We start from the raw sequence: 16,083 nt of genomic DNA, 5'->3' as shown, positions 1-16,083 counted from the left end.
CGTAACTCCGGTCGGGCTACGCCCTCCCTGCGTCACGAGCCCGGCGAAGCTCTCTCATCCTGATTGACGCTGCACTTCCATCCTGATTGCCGCGCCGCAGTCAAAGCGCGGATCGACGCGGAATGCTTCAATTGCCTGCTCTTGCATGGTTGCGACCGCAGCGATGCGTCGGTGACATTCCTGGTCTTTCCACAGATCCAGGTTAGCCTTGGCGGCGGCACAGGCCACCGGATTTGCCGTATACGAACTCGAGTGCAAGAATGTGCGGGTACGGTCTTTTGAATAATGGGCATCGAAAATCTCTGCCCGGCAGAGTGTCACCGCGAGCGGCAGCGCCCCTCCCGTGAGACCCTTGGAATAGCACGCTATATCTGGCACAACATTGGCCTGCTCACAGGCGAAGATTGTTCCGGTGCGGCCCCAGCCCGTCATGACCTCATCGGCAATGAACAGAACGTCCGACGCCTCGCAGATCCGCTTCATCTCTCTTAGCACCCAAGCTGGGTACATCAGCATTCCGCCTGCCCCTAACACCAGAGGCTCGACAATAAAGGCTGCGGGATTTTCGTTCCGACATGCTGACTCAAGCGCATCGAGCGTCGCCCGCTCACGACCGCTCGCAGGAAACGGGATTGAGGTGACGTCGAACAGGAGAGATCCGTACGCCGCGTTGAAGACACCGCGGGCACCAACTGACATCGCGCCGAACGTGTCCCCGTGATAGGAGTGCTGCATGACAACGATGCGTGTTCGCTCTTCGCCTATGCCAATAACCGAGTGCCATCTTCAAGGCGACTTCCACGCTGGCTGACCCGCTGTCCGAGTAGAACACGTGGTCCAAGCCTTGGGGTGTGAGTTTCAAAAGGAGCCGAGCGACCTCCTCAGCCGGATCATGCGTGTAGCCGGCGAAAATGATTTGGTTCAGCTTGCCGGCCTGTTCCTGAATCGCGCTCACGATCTGCGGATGGCAATGGCCGTGAGTGACGACCCAACAGGATGAGATTGCATCTATGATTCGATTGTCATCCGCAGTGTAGAGATAAGCACCATCGCCACGCACAACCTTGGTCATCTCGTTGTGAAGAGCATGCTGCGTGAATGGATGCCAAATTGGCCACCTCTTGTTTGGCTTCATGGCGTGAAATCGCCGGGAATAAACGAGCCTTTGAAGACAGCCTGTAGGCTCTCTGCCGTCAAAGGAGAAATCCAGGGCAGCCGTCCTAACCAACGCACCCGCGCGATGTCACAAATTGCGCTCTCAGTCTCCGAATTTCTTTCCCCGATGAATGCGATCCCAAGAATGTCGATCTGGCGCTTTCGTAAGGCCTCTATCGAGAGCAGGGAGTGATTGATGGTCCCGAGTAGCGTGCGCGCGCAAAGCACAACAGGAAGTCGCCACCGCTCGAAGATGTCGATGTAGAGTGCACTAGAATTCAGCGGCACCATCAGCCCGCCAGCGCCTTCGATGACGAGCGGTCGCTCCCCGGTATGCGGCAGGACGAGCGAATCGGGGTCGATGCGAATTCCGTCTATTTCGGCGGCATGGTGCGGCGAGGCGGACGTTTTAAGGCGGTAACGCTCCGGAACGATCCGATCGGCCGGAAGACCGCTCAGTCGTGCGACCTGCTCGCTATCGGTCTCTCCTTCAACACCGGCCTGAATTGGTTTCCAATAATTCGCGCCGAGAAGATGGGCAAGGCCTGCCGAAAAGACAGATTTGCCGATCCCTGTATCTGTGCCGGTCACCACGATCCGCTGGCTCATCGAGATCCGCCCCTCGTCTCCTCAGCGAGGGCATCGAGCATCGCACGCACCTCATCCTCTCCGACGTTGAGCGTCAGTGAAATTCGTAAACGGGCCGTGCCGGCCGGCACCGTTAGCGGTCTGATTCCTCGGATGTCAAATCCGCGAGCCTGTAGCGCGGACGCTAGCCTCATGGCGCGGGCATTCTCGCCAACGATGTAGGGCAGGATCTGCAAGTTCGAAGGACTTCTCTCGCCTCGCGCAACCATCTCCTGATGCGTGAACGCGACAAGCTTCGCCAGCCGCTGTCGGCGCTCCGGTTCCTCCTGCAGGATCAACAGAGCCTCCCGTACGGCCACCGCCATTAACGGCGAGGGGGCGGTCGCGAAGATAAACGGGCGACAGCGATTGATTATGAAGTCGCGCAGCACGCCAGAGGCGGTGACAAGCGCGCCGGCAGCTCCCAGCGCCTTGCCGCAGGTATGAATAACCAGGAGATTTTCGCGTCCTTCAAACGGCCCTGTGAGCCCTCGCCCCTGCTCGCCGTAAACGCCGGTGGCATGAGCTTCATCCACAACCAAGAACGCATCGTGCCGGTCCGCGATCGCGAGCAGGTCCTCAAGCGGTGCGAAATCGCCATCCATGCTGTAGAGGCTCTCGACTACGATCCAGACCTGCCCCGCTCCGCCCGCGGCACGCCAGTCGCAAATTGCGCTTACGATAAACTGCGGGTCGTTATGGGCGGTGATTCGAAACGCGGCTCGGCCAGCTCGTGCTCCTTCGTGAATGCTGGCGTGAACCAGGGAATCAAGGACGAGCAGGTCATCCCGTTGCGGCAACGTTGTCAGCACCGCAAAATTTGCAACATAACCACCGCCGAAGAAGAGCGCGGTCTGCGCGCCGAAGAACCGCGCCGCTGCTGCTTCGAGGCATTCGTGCTCCTCGCAGTTGCCGCGCAGAAGCCGTGATCCGCCGGCTCCGATCGGAGTACCGGCTTCAAGCGCGGTGACGATCGCTTTTTTCATGCGCGGCGCGCTCGCCAGGGCCAGATAATCGTTGGATGAAAAGTCAATCCCGGTGCGCGGCTTGAGACTCCGCAGGCGGTTCTCGTGTTTGAGCGCATCTAAGCCTGCCGCATAGCTGGCGGCTTTACCCGCAATGATGGAATTCATTCTTCACTCGCTGAGCAAGGGTCGACGCCCCAAAACTCCCAACTGGCCGCCAACGACGGGGTCTTTACGGCGGTTAGCTTGTTGGATTCAAATCGGCACGATGCGATTTTGTCGGTCAACCAGCACAATGCGCGGCCTGAAGATTCTTGCCTCCCCCTCGTCAACTGAGGCGTATGCAACGATGCTTATCCTATCGCCGGGCATCGCCAATCGCGCCGCCGCACCGTTCACGTCTACCGTGCCGGACCCTTGCGGCGCTTCTGTCACAATCGTTGCAAAGCGTGCCCCCGTCTCGAGGTTGTAGAGTTCGACGCGTTCGTTAATCAGGATGCCGGCCGCGTCCAAAAGTGCGCGATCAATCGAGATCGAGCCTTCAAAGTGCAGGTCGGATTCAGTTACCGAGGCGCAATGAATCTTTCCCTTCATCAAGACAATCTGCATTTCTTACCTACGCTAGTGGCTTGCGCGCAGCGCGCCGTTGTTCTGATGGCTTAAGCGAGTCCAGACGTAATGCCGAGCCGTGCTAACAAACTTACATCACCGTCAAGTTGCGGGTTTTTGGTAGTCAGCAACACATCGCCGAAAACGATGGAGTTCGCACCCGCCAAGGAACATAGGGCTTGGAGTTCATCACTCATGTACTGGCGCCCGGCGGCCAATCGTACGACGCTCTTGGGCCATCATGATCCGCGCGGTCGCCACCAGGCGCACCAGTGCAATCGGATTGGGACGCTCCGCCGTGACCTTCACCGGCACCCCATTCACCTCGTTCCACAGGTTGATCGGTACACTTTCCGGATGGTTGGGAAGATTGGCGAGTAGTACCAGCATGCCGAGACGGTCATCGACGTGCTCACCTATGCCAATAATGCCGCCGCAGCAGACTTTGACCCCCACCTCGCGCACACGCGTAAGAGTGTCGATCCGATCTTGCAAGGCCCGGGTAGTGATGATGCTGCGGTAGAACTCCGGTGAAGTGTCCACGTGATGATTGTAGAAGTCGAGGCCGGCGTCGGCGAGCCGTGCGGCTTGCTTTGGCGTGAGCATGCCGAGCGTTACGCACGTCTCCATCCCAACACGTTTAACGGCGGCAATCATGTCGCAGACCTTATCGAGGTCGCGGTCCTTTGGACTGCGCCACGCCGCGGCCATGCAGCGAGCGCTGTGGTGAGCAACTCCGCGGGACTCTCGATTATGTCGCCACCGCCCGACTTGGCATCGGCGGGGCGAGATCCGCTAAGGTGTCGCACTCATCTGCGCAAACAGAGTTGCCGCTTCAGACGGCCCGAGCCCGACGATGCCCACGAAGGCTGCCGGAGGCATCGGAATGACCTGACGGGTCGGCCTCCAGAGATGCAGGCAATAGCGACTATTGTTCACATACTGCGAATGAGGAGGATGCAGCTGCATCACGCATTCCTCTTCATCCCAAAACATATCTTTAGCGAGGCACATCTCCTCCCAGTTTGGAGATCGCCGTGGCGTCGACACTGAGACATGCTCCCATCCCGGACGGATCAAGCCGATGATCTTGAGTTGGCAGCCACAAGGCCCCTGCACGAAGAAGAGACCAGAAGGGCCAGACCCTGGTGCAGTGGCGAATTGGCCCTCGCGAACGCGCCCCGCTTCCAGTCTTTCTACACTGTGCCTCCTCATGCGTCCTCCTTTTGGCCGATAGAGTTGCATCCGGCACCACTCGTCTTGTCCGAGTCGCACATCGAACGGCTGGCACCCCGGCATGGGCAGCCCCAGCTACCGCTGATCATCTGCACCGAACCTACTTGGATGAAGAACATCGGTTCTATCCGCATCGTTCACCGGGGAGTTCTCTTGGGTTTGTCTTTCGACATCTGATCGTCTCTTCAATTTTCTTGTCATTCGCGCCTTCGTTGCGAACCCGGCCTCATGCAGACAATCTGCGCAGAGATCTATGATGGCCCGTCTTGGCAAGCCGTTCCAGCAGGAGCTTCTGCTCGCCTCTTCGCCTGAACATGTCCGCAATGTATGGCGTTGAGCTCAGCAGTGCTTGGTGCAAGGTGCCAGAATTCGACTGAAACGCCTCACGCCAAAATGGCGGCGGAAGCCAATTCGCGTGGCATGATCCGGCGAACCGGCTACTTTGTCACCCAAACAAAAGTCCTGGCTTCAGCACATGATGCAAAGCGCGACGCCAATGCCTCGCCAGTTCATCGAGCGAGAGGCTTTTGATTCGACGACCTGACGGTGGGCTTTCATCTCATCCTTCTCATGTCTAGCAGTTAGCCGGCTTGCCGCCTGAGACACCGTCAATGCGTCATCTATGTGGCCGGCCCCGCGACTCAGAATGGATTCATGGTCAGAGGCTCGGACGCGCGGACCGCACTCGTTCAGCAGCCTAGCTCATTGGCCTTACGGCATGACGCAGTTTCGCAGTTCAGCTAACGGGCTGTGAGCACCAACGGAGAGACACCCGCGCCGGGGTCACAAGGCGTTGACGATCGGTGCAACCGTCCGCCCGGTGGCGATCAGAACTGCCCGTCAAGCTCATTTCTTTGCCGCCCCTCCGCGAGGCGAGCCAGCTTATCATATTCTTCAGCGACCTTGAGGAGCCTGCATCTGGATGTGTCGTCCTCGAGCGACTCCGCTTTTCTTCGGGTCGCTTCAGCACGGCTTCTCCAATGTTTGGCGTCTGAGAACAGCTTTTTTTCCTTCATGCGGAAGACGATGCAATTTTTAGATCAAGAAAATGCGACACATGCCCTACGTAAGATCCCGTAGGTTGGCTTTCGCAAAAGCACCTCATTTGCCGTTATCTGCCGACCGCTCTGTTGATGTCTGAGATGCGACAACCCGCTCGCAGCAAGCGCGGCAAAGGGCGCGAATGCGCGACTCTAGACATTAGGGCTTGAATCGTACGTAGCGTCAGATTGTAGGGTCTCTTACAGCTGGCGAGCGTGGTTGGCCGTAGAACAGCTTCCGGGCGACACAATTTCGAGTGTGTCATTTGGCGCCCAGATTGCAGAACGCCCGCCTTGTCCCTGGCGCCGCAGTGAAGTCGCCTCGGCGAATCATTGCACGTGTGGCGACGAAGCCAGGAGGGGAACCGGATTCTAAGATGCAGCAGCATCCTCGCGTTGCGGTTGCCCGATTTGACAGAGTGCTCACGCAGAAGGTTGACGTCTGGAGATCGGGGCCTCGCAGCTCAGAGTGGAATGGAAGTTGGAGGCCATACTCATCTTACGTAGCCGTGATGCGGCCGCGGCGAACCTGCAATAGCTTGCTTACGCCAAAACAGGTAGCTCCAGGCATACACCGTTGCCAGCATTCTCGCCAGAGATGCGTCGACTGGTCGCTCATGCCGAAGCCGCCCTCGGGTGCCTGGATTGCCTCCGCCGCCGCGTCCATGACGTTTTTCGTATCCAAAGACGGGCAACACGGCCTTCGGAGTAGCAATGACTTCTACAGCTTTGGCTAGCAAGCGGCCGTTCAACTGATGGCCTTGGAGCGCGCGAGGTCAGACCACAAGGAAATCTCGATCTATGCTCTGTCCGAAATGTCACACAGATAACTGGTGCGAGATCGCAATGCACGATCCCTGGAGCGGCCGACCAGTGATCAACTGCAATACTTGCGGTGAGTATGCCGAATACGATTGCCTCCAGCGCAAAACAGCGCACGCGATCATCGCAGCTACCTTGGCCCGTAACGTTAGCAAAGAGGACGAGCGAGATCCGCGGGCGGTTGCTGAAACGATTTTGGATGTGCTGGAGAATGCCGGCCTAACAATCGCTCGCGCCTCAAGATGAATGGGAGGACGCCGATCGGCGCCCGCTACAAGGCCCCGCCCATCCATCAGAGAGCATGGCCAACTGCGCCGCTCGTTCCAACAGCCATTTGATTGCCTGCAAAACCGCTGTTTTTCCCCCGGCCGACCTGGAGTAGTCGGCGTAGCAAGTCTTCAATACCAACACGATTGTAGCAAACGCGCCAATCTGGACTCGAGCCGCGATGCTCTCAATGGGACCAGGGCTGAGTACCGCTTAGGCTTCCAACGTGACGCTCGGCAACTCTTCCCACAAATATCGAACCCGCGATGATCAACCCGGCGTGGCCTGCAGCTGACGAAGCCTTTCGAGGTCGTCCATAGTTCAAGGTTATCTAGAACGGCGAAGTCACTGTTGGGTTACCTGACGGGAGTTTGGCTCTTTGACCAGGTTAACGCGCTGCCGATTAATCTCGTTTCCAATTCTGCTCAGCCGCCGCGGCACCGACAACTCCCGGGAAGCAGCCCCATTATGATGGTGACAGCGGGAGAGCTCGGCTGGATAGACAAAGCCAATTTGCACAGACTCGCCAGAGCTTCCAGCCATGGCCGATCGATTCCGTCGCCAAGGCACCTCCTATCCACACATTCAAGTAAGCTTGATTGATTTGCTTGATCACTCGTGGCCGCCGACGAGCAGTCTCACAGCTGGGGGTAGCTATGCGCGCACACTCGAGCGGACCTGAGCTGCGCCTTCCGCAGACGATTGATATCCAAAGCCACTGCCTTGGTGAAGCGCCTCCCGCCCTGCTCGTCTTGCGGCTGGCTCCTGGCAAACGAATAAGGGTTCGACATATTCACGCGATAAGCTCGGAGGGGGATTGAATCATACGTAGCGTCAGATTGTAGAGTGCACAGCTAGGGAGCACCAATGTTCGGCTGCTTCCAGCGGAGCAGGCCGACCGCTTGCGATGAGAGGTCTTCTGCCAAAGCGGCTGAGGATCGCGCTCAGCCGAAGAACGCACTTTCTGTCCTGTCCACGCAATCGCCGGCCCTATGAAGACAAGATCGCCCACATGTAAGAAGGACCAATCCAGCCTGGGAGGCTGCCAAATACGTTTGCGGGTACTGAGTTCCAAACCAGCCGCGGCGAGATTGATGCGGTATCCCGGAGCGGTCATGTGAGAGGACCCGATAGATCCAACAGGGTCTTGCTCGTCGATCACTGTGAGGGCCAATGCCGGGCCATTGTTGGTTTCAAGAATGGCGATCCGGGAGCCGCGTATATGTGCGGCGCCCCCGTTGTGACGGGGCCTCGCCAAAAGCTGTCATCGTGGTGCGCTTATCACCATTCCCGAATGCACGTCATGCCATGGTCGGACGGACGCAGCCTCGTTGAACGAAAGCAGACTAGATGAACAACAGTAATCCGAGACGAGGCCGCGCAAGTGCTAGGCATGGGTAGCGGTCATCGCGGGAGCAAGAGAGCTGCCGATAGATCCGCGAGCTGGATCTGCTCGAGGTGCAGGCCTGACGATTGCCCAAGAGCCGAACGCCGATCCGGCAATGAGGCCCATCAAGACCTGACGAGCGAGTATTGAGAAGCTCATGTGAGCGCCTTGGAATAGATGATGTGGAAGTTTATACCCGCGAGGGACTGAAGATTGATCTCGGCACCTTGATTGAGGGCAACACCGCGTTCGAACCCGATAAGCCGGCCATCCATTTCGAGACGCGCCTCTAAAGCTTACGCTGCTTTCGGCGCATTCGAGCGGGGGCACTTGGTTTAATGGCCCGGGTCGACCTATCCACTCTCCGCGAGCAGCTCATCCGACTTTTTTCTGCCGAGGTAGAACGCAGTTGATCCGTCAGCTCAGGCTGGTATCCGCAGAATGCTTGCTCAAGAACCGGACTTTGCCGACAAGAGAAGGGGCGCTCGGGACCAGCAAACCGCCAGTTTCAATGGCAGCGGCACGTGCTCGAGGCGGCTTAATTCACCCACAAGCGGGCTTTGCCTGGTCATACTACGGCCGGCCCGAAGACATGCTTGCGAGCGCGGAAAACACCCCCGGCGGAATGGTCGCCGAACCGAGCACTGACCTTGTGAGCCATATCGTCCGCCCGCTAAACGCACCATTGTTGTTGATTCCTTGGCCACTCGCGAGCAATGAACCGCCAGATGCCTTTCGCTACTGAATTCGCTCTTCGGGGGCGCAGGGCACACTAATCGTCGCGATAACCCCCTTGAGGTCCCATATAGCACTGGCCTCATTCATCCAGCGTTTTTCTGTGAACTCAAACAGCACGGAGGCAGTATGCGCGCCTTCACTTTTGCTTGCCAGATCACCAACTTGATTGTCCAGAAATGATCGACGATGATAAGTACTGCGCGACAGAGAACGAATTTCAATGCTTTGTTTGGCCGGCTTGCTCGCGGTTGCACTGGATGAACAGCAAGATTGGAAAACTCTTAGGCAATGACACGAAATGAGGGAAACTCGCTGGCTCAACGTGCGAGTTGACCACGAACGGACTGTGGAACGCTTCTCGGCCAAACGGGTCTGCTTACCTCCCATCCGCGCCGCAATTTCATTGGTCGCGCCCACGCCGAGAAACGCCTGACGAAGGCCGAACGGAATCTTCCGGACTACAAACTTTCGTATAGTCCTTCAAAACCCTTTCGATGTGGAAGGTTACCTCCGTACAGTTGAGCGCTTGATGCAATGCCTATACAGAATCCAGAACTCGGCCGTTCGAGAGCGTGACGCTTCCGCATTTCGAAGAGGCCAGACGCGATTGACGTCGTCGATCGGGGACCGACATTAGCCTGCGCAGAGCAACGATTTGTCAAACCAAGAGAGCAAACGGCGGGTCGCCCTAATCACCGGCGTGACTGGACAGGACGGCGCCTATCTGGCCGAATATCTGCTGTCGCTCGGCTATGTCGTGCACGGCATCAAGCGGCGCTCGTCCTCGTTCAACACTGCGCGGGTCGACCATCTCTACCAGGACCCGCATCTCGGGGACGTGCCGTTCCTGATGCACTACGGCGACATGACGGACTCGACCAATCTGATCCAGCTGGTGCAGCAGATCCGGCCGACCGAGATCTACAATCTGGCCGCCCAAAGCCACGTCGCGGTCAGCTTCGAGAGTCCCGAATACACCGCCAATGCCGATGGGATCGGCGTGCTGCGGCTGCTGGAAGCGATCCGCATCCTCGGCATGGTGAAGGAGACGCGGTTCTACCAGGCCTCGACCTCCGAGCTCTACGGCCTCGTCCGGGAGATCCCGCAGAAGGAGACCACGCCGTTCTATCCGCGCTCGCCCTACGGCGTGGCAAAACTCTACGGCTACTGGATCACGGTGAACTACCGCGAAGCCTATGGCATGTTCGCCAGCAACGGCATCCTGTTCAACCACGAGAGCCCGATCCGCGGCGAGACATTTGTGACCCGCAAGATCACGCGCGCTGTCGCCCGTATCGAGGTCGGGCTGGAGGAGACGCTCTATCTCGGCAATCTCGAAGCCAAGCGCGACTGGGGCCACGCGCGCGATTACGTCGAGGGCATGCACAAGATCCTGCAAGCCGACAAGCCTGACGATTTCGTGCTCGCCACCGGCGAGATGCACTCGGTGCGCGAGATGGTCGAGCTATCGTTCGCCCAGCTCGGCCGCCGCATTGCATGGCGTGGAGCAGGGGTCGAGGAGACCGGCGTCGATGAGACGAGCGGCAAGACGGTGGTGAAGATCGATCCGACCTATTTCCGCCCCACCGAGGTCGATCTCCTCGTCGGCGACGCCAGCAAGGCGCATCAGGTGCTCGGCTGGAAGCCGAAGCACACGTTCGCCCAGCTCGTCGAGGAGATGATGGCAAGCGATCTGGCGGAAGCAAAACGGGAGGCGGCCCATGGCAAGCGCACCGTTTGAGCTGAAGGGCAAAAGCGTCTACGTCGCCGGCCATCGCGGTATGGTCGGCAGCGCGATTGCGCGCCGGCTCGCGCGGGAGGACGTGCAGCTCGTCACGGTCGACCGGCGCGAGGTCGATCTCTGCAACCAGACGGCCGTGTTCGAATGGTTCGCGAAAACGCGGCCGCATGTGATCTTCCTCGCCGCCGCAAAAGTCGGCGGCATCGTCGCCAACGACACGCTGCGGGCCGAGTTCATCTACGACAACATCACGATTGCCGCGAACGTGATCCAGGCCGCGCATCAAAACGGCGCCGAAAAGCTGATGTTTTTGGGCTCGTCCTGCATCTATCCGAAGCTAGCCCCACAGCCGCTGCGCGAGAATTCGGTGCTATCAGGCCCGCTGGAGCCGACCAACGAGCCCTATGCGATCGCCAAGATCGCCGGCATCAAGATGGCGGAAGCCTATCGCAGCCAGTATGGCAGCGACTTCATCAGCGTGATGCCCACCAATCTCTACGGCCCCGGCGACAATTATCATCCCGAATTGAGCCATGTCGTTGCCGCGCTGATCCGCCGCTTCCACGAGGCGAAGGTCGCGGGCGCAAAGAGTGTCGCCGTGTGGGGCACCGGCACGCCACGGCGCGAGTTCCTTTATGTTGACGACATGGCGGATGCCTGCGTGCACCTGATGAAGAGCTATTCGGGACCGGAGCTGATCAATATCGGCACAGGCGAGGACATCACCATCGCCGAGTTCGCCCGTGTCGTCGCCGAGGTCGTCGGCTACAGCGGCGAGATTGCCTTCGACACGTCGCGCCCCGATGGCACGCCGCGCAAGCTGCTCGACGTCAGCCGTCTCGCAAGCCTCGGCTGGCGCGCGAGGACATGGCTTGTAGATGGAATGCGCCAGACCTACCGGGCCTTCTTGGCCGTATCGGGTACATCGGACAAAACGAGAGCCTCATGCAGCTGCTAACTGCTGACGGCGCTCATTGTGCGATTGCCAGACAGTTGCTTTAGGATCTCCCGGCGAATTCGACAGGGCTCCACGTTTTCTTGGAGTTCGAGCACCTCCGGGTGCCGCGTGCCCGATGGAGGGCAGGCACGGCTAGACTGGCGGATAACTAAAGCGAGCGAATTGGTCAGGCGCGCCTTGCGGGACGCTCTGTTTTGAACTTGAGGTAAACTGACTAAATGTGCGGAATTGTCGGCATCTTGGGGCGCGGTCCGGTCGCGGATCGTCTGATCGATTCACTGAAGCGACTGGAATATCGTGGCTATGACTCAGCGGGTATCGGAACGCTCAAAGGAAACCATATCGAGCTTCGACGCGCCGAGGGCAAGCTGAGGAACCTTGAGACACGCGTTCGCTGTCATCCGCTCTCAGGCCATGTCGGGATTGGGCACACGCGCTGGGCTACTCACGGCAAGCCGACGGAGCACAATGCTCATCCCCATGCAACGGACAATGTTGCAGTCGTCCATAACGGCATAATTGAGAACTTCCGCGAGCTGCGAGCGGAGCTAAAACAGCATGGCGCCTGTTTCGCCTCTGAAACAGACACCGAGGTGGTGACGCATCTCATCGACTTTTATCTGAAAGATGGCTGCTCGCCGCAGGAGGCCGTAAAAGCGTCGCTGCCGCGGCTAGTCGGCGCGTTTGCGCTTGCAATCCTGTTCAAGGGTCAACACGACCTCATGATCGGTGCGCGCAAGGGCTCACCACTTGCGATCGGACATGGAGAAGGCGAAATGTATCTCGGATCGGATGCTATCGCGCTCGCGCCCCTTACCGGCTTGATCACCTACCTTGAGGACGGCGATTGGGCTGTGCTCAACCGCAACTTCAGCGTGGTCTACGACGCACAAGGCACAGTTGTCCGCCGGGAGGTGATGAAATCTGGCGCGTCGTCGGTTCTCGTCGACAAAGCAAACTACCGCCACTTCATGGCGAAGGAAATCCACGAACAGCCAGAGGTGATCGGGCAGACGCTGGCGCGTTACGTCGATATCGCCACCGAGAGCGTGGCACTGCCGCAGGAGCTTCCGTTCGACTTCAACGAGATCGGACATATCTCGATCACGGCTTGCGGTACGGCAGGCTACGCCGGCCATGTCGGCAAGTACTGGTTCGAGCGGCTGGCTCGTATTCCGGTCGAGCTCGATGTCGCATCCGAATTTCGGTACCGTGAGGCGCCGATGCGCAAGGGAGATCTTGCTATCTTCATCTCGCAGTCCGGCGAGACGGCCGATACGCTGGCCGCGCTCCGCTATGCCAAATCGCAAGGCCTGCATACCCTCTCTGTCGTGAACGTACTGAGTTCGACCATTGCGCGCGAAAGCGGGACAGTGTTGCAGACGCTCGCCGGACCTGAAATCGGCGTTGCCTCGACCAAGGCGTTCACATGCCAGCTGGTCGTCCTTGCGGCGCTTGCGGTTGCTGCTGGCAAGGCGCGCGGTGAATTGCCGGAGAGCGACGAGGTCGATCTCGTGCGGGCGCTGATCGAAATTCCACGGCTGGTTACCGCGGCGCTTGCCGGCGAGCCGCAGATCGAGAAGCTCGCACGCGACATCGCCAAATCGCGTGACGTGCTATATCTTGGTCGCGGCACGTCGTTTCCATTGGCCCTGGAGGGGGCACTGAAGCTGAAGGAGATCTCCTATATTCACGCCGAGGGCTATGCGGCCGGAGAGCTCAAGCACGGCCCGATCGCCTTAATCGACGAGAGCGTTCCCGTAATCGTCATTGCTCCCTGCGACCGGGTGTTCGAAAAAACCATCTCGAACATGCAGGAGGTCGCCGCACGCGGCGGCAAGATTATCTTGATAACGGACGCTCGGGGAGCCGCAGAGGTATCCATGGATTCACTCGCGACGATTGTGCTGCCGGAGATGGATACGACGTTTACGTCGATTGTTTATGCGATTCCGGTGCAGCTTCTGGCCTACCACACGGCCATCCTGATGGGCACGGACGTCGACCAACCCCGAAATCTCGCGAAATCGGTAACTGTCGAATAAGGCAAGGTGATGCGACCTGGATTTTGTCGCGGTCAGATTCCGAATGCGCACAAGCCTCGGTCAGATCGAATTACGATGTGCCGCCCAGCTCCTGGCCCGATGCCACCGCATGGTTTCGCGGCGGTTCATAGCCCTCGCTTACGGAGGCTGAGCCTCATGTGCAAAATTTACGGCCAATCAGGTTGCGAGGCTGGCGTGGCCTTGCCTCCGGCAAGCAAGCAGTCGCGCAGGGCTTATCACGACATTCCGATTGCTTGGACCTGGTCATAATTCGTGACAAACATCCAGGTTTCTAATACGACGTGGAAGCCAGATGAAGCTGTTCGATTAAGCCCATTATCGCTGAGGAGGCCCGCTGTGATCCTCCCCCTCAGCGCGGGTTTTGGACCGCATTAGGACCGCAGCGCCCCTCGAAGTACGAGGCGCGCCTCGCTTCGAAGGACAACGTGGCACTTGCCCGAGCATGGCGATCGGCGCTATCGGACGGGCTCGATCACCAGCACGCTCACCAAATCTTTTCCGTAAACCTCAGGTTAAGTTGAGCAACTCGAGGCCAAATCGCTGGACATCGGGTGAGATGCTAACGCACCTCGGCTCCAATCGCAGGCTCGCGAGCTGTTCTAGCAGACATCTCACGGCAGCTCTTCCCTGCCGCTCGTATGCCATGCATCTCGTCCTTGCTTTTCATTGCATGTCGGTGCGCTCAATGAGGAATTCGGCCACGCCACAGACAACAACCTTTCCACCGAGAATTGCCCGAGGTTTCAATAGGTTGAGAGTCACTCCTGCGACGCGAGCGGAATAACGCCCGAAAAACTGTGCGAGTTTGCGGCAATTGCCGAAAATATGCCGGAAACGTCAGGCGCTTACGGGTTGGTCGATAGTGCCCTGATGGCAGATTCGCGGCCATGAAACTGCACTCGGCTGGCGTGAGATTTTCTCCGGAACCGGCCATTTCAAACCGAGAGGAAACTCGCCATGTCACCAGCGTCCATCGCGCAAGCGTCAAAGGCCAAACCGCGCATTGGCGCCATCTTACGTGCGACGAGCGGCAACTTCCTCGAGCAGTTCGACTTCTTCTTGTTCGGGTTCTATGCCAGTGCCATCGGCAACGCGTTCTTTCCATCAGGAAGCGAAACCGCTTCATTGCTTAACACCTTCGGTGTGTTCTGGCTGGGGGCTTTGATGCGACCTGTTGGCGCGATTGTGCTTGGAGCCTATATTGACCAGATTGGCCGTCGGCAAGGCCTGATCATCACGCTTTCGATTATGGCTATTGGCACCGTCATCATCGCCTTTTGTCCCGGCTATGCAACGATCGGCATTGCCGCACCCGCGATCGTGCTGTTCGGACGGCTGTTGCAGGGCTTTTCTGCCGGCGTTGAGGTTGGCGGCGTTTCCGTCTACCTCTCCGAGATTGCCACTCCGGGTAACCGCGGCTTTTACACATCGTTTCAGTCCTCGAGCCAGCAGGTTGCGATCTTTGTCGCGGCTCTTATCGGATATTTTTTGAGCGAAGCACTTCCGGCCGAAATGGTTGCCGCCTGGGGCTGGCGGATCCCATTCTTCCTTGGCTGCTTGATCGTTCCGCTTATCTTCTTCCTGCGCCGGACGCTGGAGGAAACTCCGGAGTTTCTGGTCATGAAGACCCACCCAACGGCCCGCGAGGTCTTTGCCTCCACAGTTGCGAACTGGCGCATTGTCATTCTTGGCATGATGATCGCAATGCTGACGACCACGACCTTCTATTTCGTCACAGTGTACACGCCTACGTTCGGCAAGCACGTATTGCAGCTGTCCTCGCAGAACACGCTCTTGGTGACGCTTTTGGTCGCCGTGACGAACTTCATCTGGAACCCAATTGGCGGCGCGATCTCTGACAGAATCGGTCGGAAGCCGGTCTTGCTGACCATTGCCGGCCTCGCCTTGGTGACTGTATACCCGGCGTTGTCTTGGCTTGTGACCGACCCAAGCTTTGGCAAGATGCTGCTAGTGGAGATGATGTTCTCGTTCTACTTTGGCACCTACAGCGGCGCCATGTTGGGCGCTTTGGTCGAAATCGTGCCGAAGCACGTTCGTACAACCTGCTTTTCTTTAGCCTTCGCACTCGCCGCAGCTCTCTTTGGTACCTTTACGCCGCTGGCATCGACTTGGCTGATCGATCGGACCGACGACAAGGCTTCGCCGGGTTTCTGGTTGATGTTTGCAGCTTTGCTCGGCATTATCGCCGCGCTCAGGATTTATCCGGGAAACACCAACAGAGTTGCGAAGCTGTCGCGACCCGAGGGGTCTAACCGGGCCGTAAGCGCGCAATTTACCACACGTTAGCAGCCCGCCCACGGGGGGACCTTCACGTCCAAGACTGAACTGAGCGGGGTGCGTGGCGGTCCTTGCGGTGATCTCGGTAGTCCGCGTGCCACTCTGCCGGCCGCGGGCCACTGCGGAATTCATGCAGCCTCAAGACGTGCCCGTTAAGTTTGCATGGCAGCGCAC

General features: G+C 58.6%; 9 protein-coding genes and 2 pseudogenes. 5 read left to right on the top strand and 6 right to left on the bottom strand.

The genetic code is table 11. The annotated features are described in order from the left end of the window. Positions 1–102: 102 nt before the first annotated feature. From IVA74_RS03980 to bioB, 5 genes and pseudogenes are all read right to left on the bottom strand, one after another. A pseudogene (locus IVA74_RS03980) lies at positions 103–1,135 on the bottom strand (adenosylmethionine--8-amino-7-oxononanoate transaminase); the annotation flags it as partial. After that, the gene (gene bioD / locus IVA74_RS03975; RefSeq protein ID WP_247340049.1) at positions 1,132–1,764 is read right to left on the bottom strand and encodes a dethiobiotin synthase; all 633 of its coding nucleotides are present in this window, start codon (positions 1,762–1,764) and stop codon (positions 1,132–1,134) included. The gene bioD and the pseudogene IVA74_RS03980, both read right to left, overlap by 4 nt. Further along, positions 1,761–2,915: an 8-amino-7-oxononanoate synthase gene (locus IVA74_RS03970; RefSeq protein ID WP_247340048.1), complete on the bottom strand. Its 1,155-nt coding sequence runs from the start codon at positions 2,913–2,915 to the stop codon at positions 1,761–1,763. Before IVA74_RS03970 ends, bioD begins: the two co-directional genes overlap by 4 nt. Positions 2,916–3,002: 87 nt before the next feature. Then, positions 3,003–3,356, bottom strand: a complete 354-nt coding sequence (gene panD, locus IVA74_RS03965) for an aspartate 1-decarboxylase (protein ID WP_247340046.1) — start codon at positions 3,354–3,356, stop codon at positions 3,003–3,005. 50 nt (positions 3,357–3,406) lie between these two features. Further along, a pseudogene (gene bioB / locus IVA74_RS03960) lies at positions 3,407–4,070 on the bottom strand (biotin synthase BioB); the annotation flags it as partial. Positions 4,071–6,478: 2,408 nt separating this feature from the next. On the opposite strand from bioB, the gene IVA74_RS03955 reads away from it, so the two are divergent. After that, positions 6,479–6,700: a hypothetical protein gene (locus IVA74_RS03955; protein WP_247340044.1), complete on the top strand. Its 222-nt coding sequence runs from the start codon at positions 6,479–6,481 to the stop codon at positions 6,698–6,700. A gap of 2,146 nt (positions 6,701–8,846) precedes the next feature. On the opposite strand, the gene IVA74_RS03950 is transcribed toward IVA74_RS03955, so the two are convergent. Further along, a complete protein-coding gene (locus tag IVA74_RS03950; protein ID WP_247340042.1) occupies positions 8,847–9,263 on the bottom strand; it encodes a hypothetical protein in 417 nt (138 codons plus the stop codon). A 238-nt stretch (positions 9,264–9,501) separates the two neighbouring features. Between IVA74_RS03950 and gmd the strand changes: the two genes are divergently transcribed. The 4 genes from gmd to IVA74_RS03930 all read left to right on the top strand — a co-directional run bounded on the left by gmd (position 9,502) and on the right by IVA74_RS03930 (position 15,918). Further along, on the top strand, positions 9,502–10,587 hold the full coding sequence (gmd, locus tag IVA74_RS03945; protein ID WP_247337061.1) for a GDP-mannose 4,6-dehydratase: 1,086 nt from the start codon (positions 9,502–9,504) through the stop codon (positions 10,585–10,587). Beyond that, entirely contained in the window at positions 10,568–11,545 is a 978-nt protein-coding gene (locus IVA74_RS03940; RefSeq protein WP_276001279.1) for a GDP-L-fucose synthase, read from the top strand. Before gmd ends, IVA74_RS03940 begins: the two co-directional genes overlap by 20 nt. Before the next feature lie 218 nt (positions 11,546–11,763). Continuing rightward, positions 11,764–13,590 carry a glutamine--fructose-6-phosphate transaminase (isomerizing) gene (gene glmS, locus IVA74_RS03935; protein WP_247340039.1) on the top strand — a complete coding sequence of 609 codons (1,827 nt, stop codon included), beginning with the start codon at positions 11,764–11,766 and terminating at the stop codon, positions 13,588–13,590. 978 nt (positions 13,591–14,568) lie between these two features. Continuing rightward, positions 14,569–15,918 carry an MFS transporter gene (locus tag IVA74_RS03930; protein ID WP_247340037.1) on the top strand — a complete coding sequence of 450 codons (1,350 nt, stop codon included), beginning with the start codon at positions 14,569–14,571 and terminating at the stop codon, positions 15,916–15,918. The last annotated feature ends 165 nt before the right edge of the window (positions 15,919–16,083 follow it).

Origin of the sequence: Bradyrhizobium sp. 132 (genome assembly GCF_023074185.1) — a bacterium.
GTDB lineage: Bacteria > Pseudomonadota > Alphaproteobacteria > Rhizobiales > Xanthobacteraceae > Bradyrhizobium.
This window is presented reverse-complemented; position numbering and strand designations above follow the sequence as displayed.

What these genes read in the sequence shown, in the direction of transcription:
- IVA74_RS03930 (WP_247340037.1), top strand. Translation starts at nt 14,569, where the DNA reads ATGTCACCAGCGTCCATCGCGCAAGCGTCAAAGGCCAAACCGCGCATT.
- bioD (WP_247340049.1), bottom strand. Translation starts at nt 1,764, where the DNA reads ATGAGCCAGCGGATCGTGGTGACCGGCACAGATACAGGGATCGGCAAA.
- panD (WP_247340046.1), bottom strand. Translation starts at nt 3,356, where the DNA reads ATGCAGATTGTCTTGATGAAGGGAAAGATTCATTGCGCCTCGGTAACT.
- IVA74_RS03940 (WP_276001279.1), top strand. Translation starts at nt 10,568, where the DNA reads ATGGCAAGCGCACCGTTTGAGCTGAAGGGCAAAAGCGTCTACGTCGCC.
- glmS (WP_247340039.1), top strand. Translation starts at nt 11,764, where the DNA reads ATGTGCGGAATTGTCGGCATCTTGGGGCGCGGTCCGGTCGCGGATCGT.
- IVA74_RS03955 (WP_247340044.1), top strand. Translation starts at nt 6,479, where the DNA reads ATGCACGATCCCTGGAGCGGCCGACCAGTGATCAACTGCAATACTTGC.
- IVA74_RS03970 (WP_247340048.1), bottom strand. Translation starts at nt 2,915, where the DNA reads ATGAATTCCATCATTGCGGGTAAAGCCGCCAGCTATGCGGCAGGCTTA.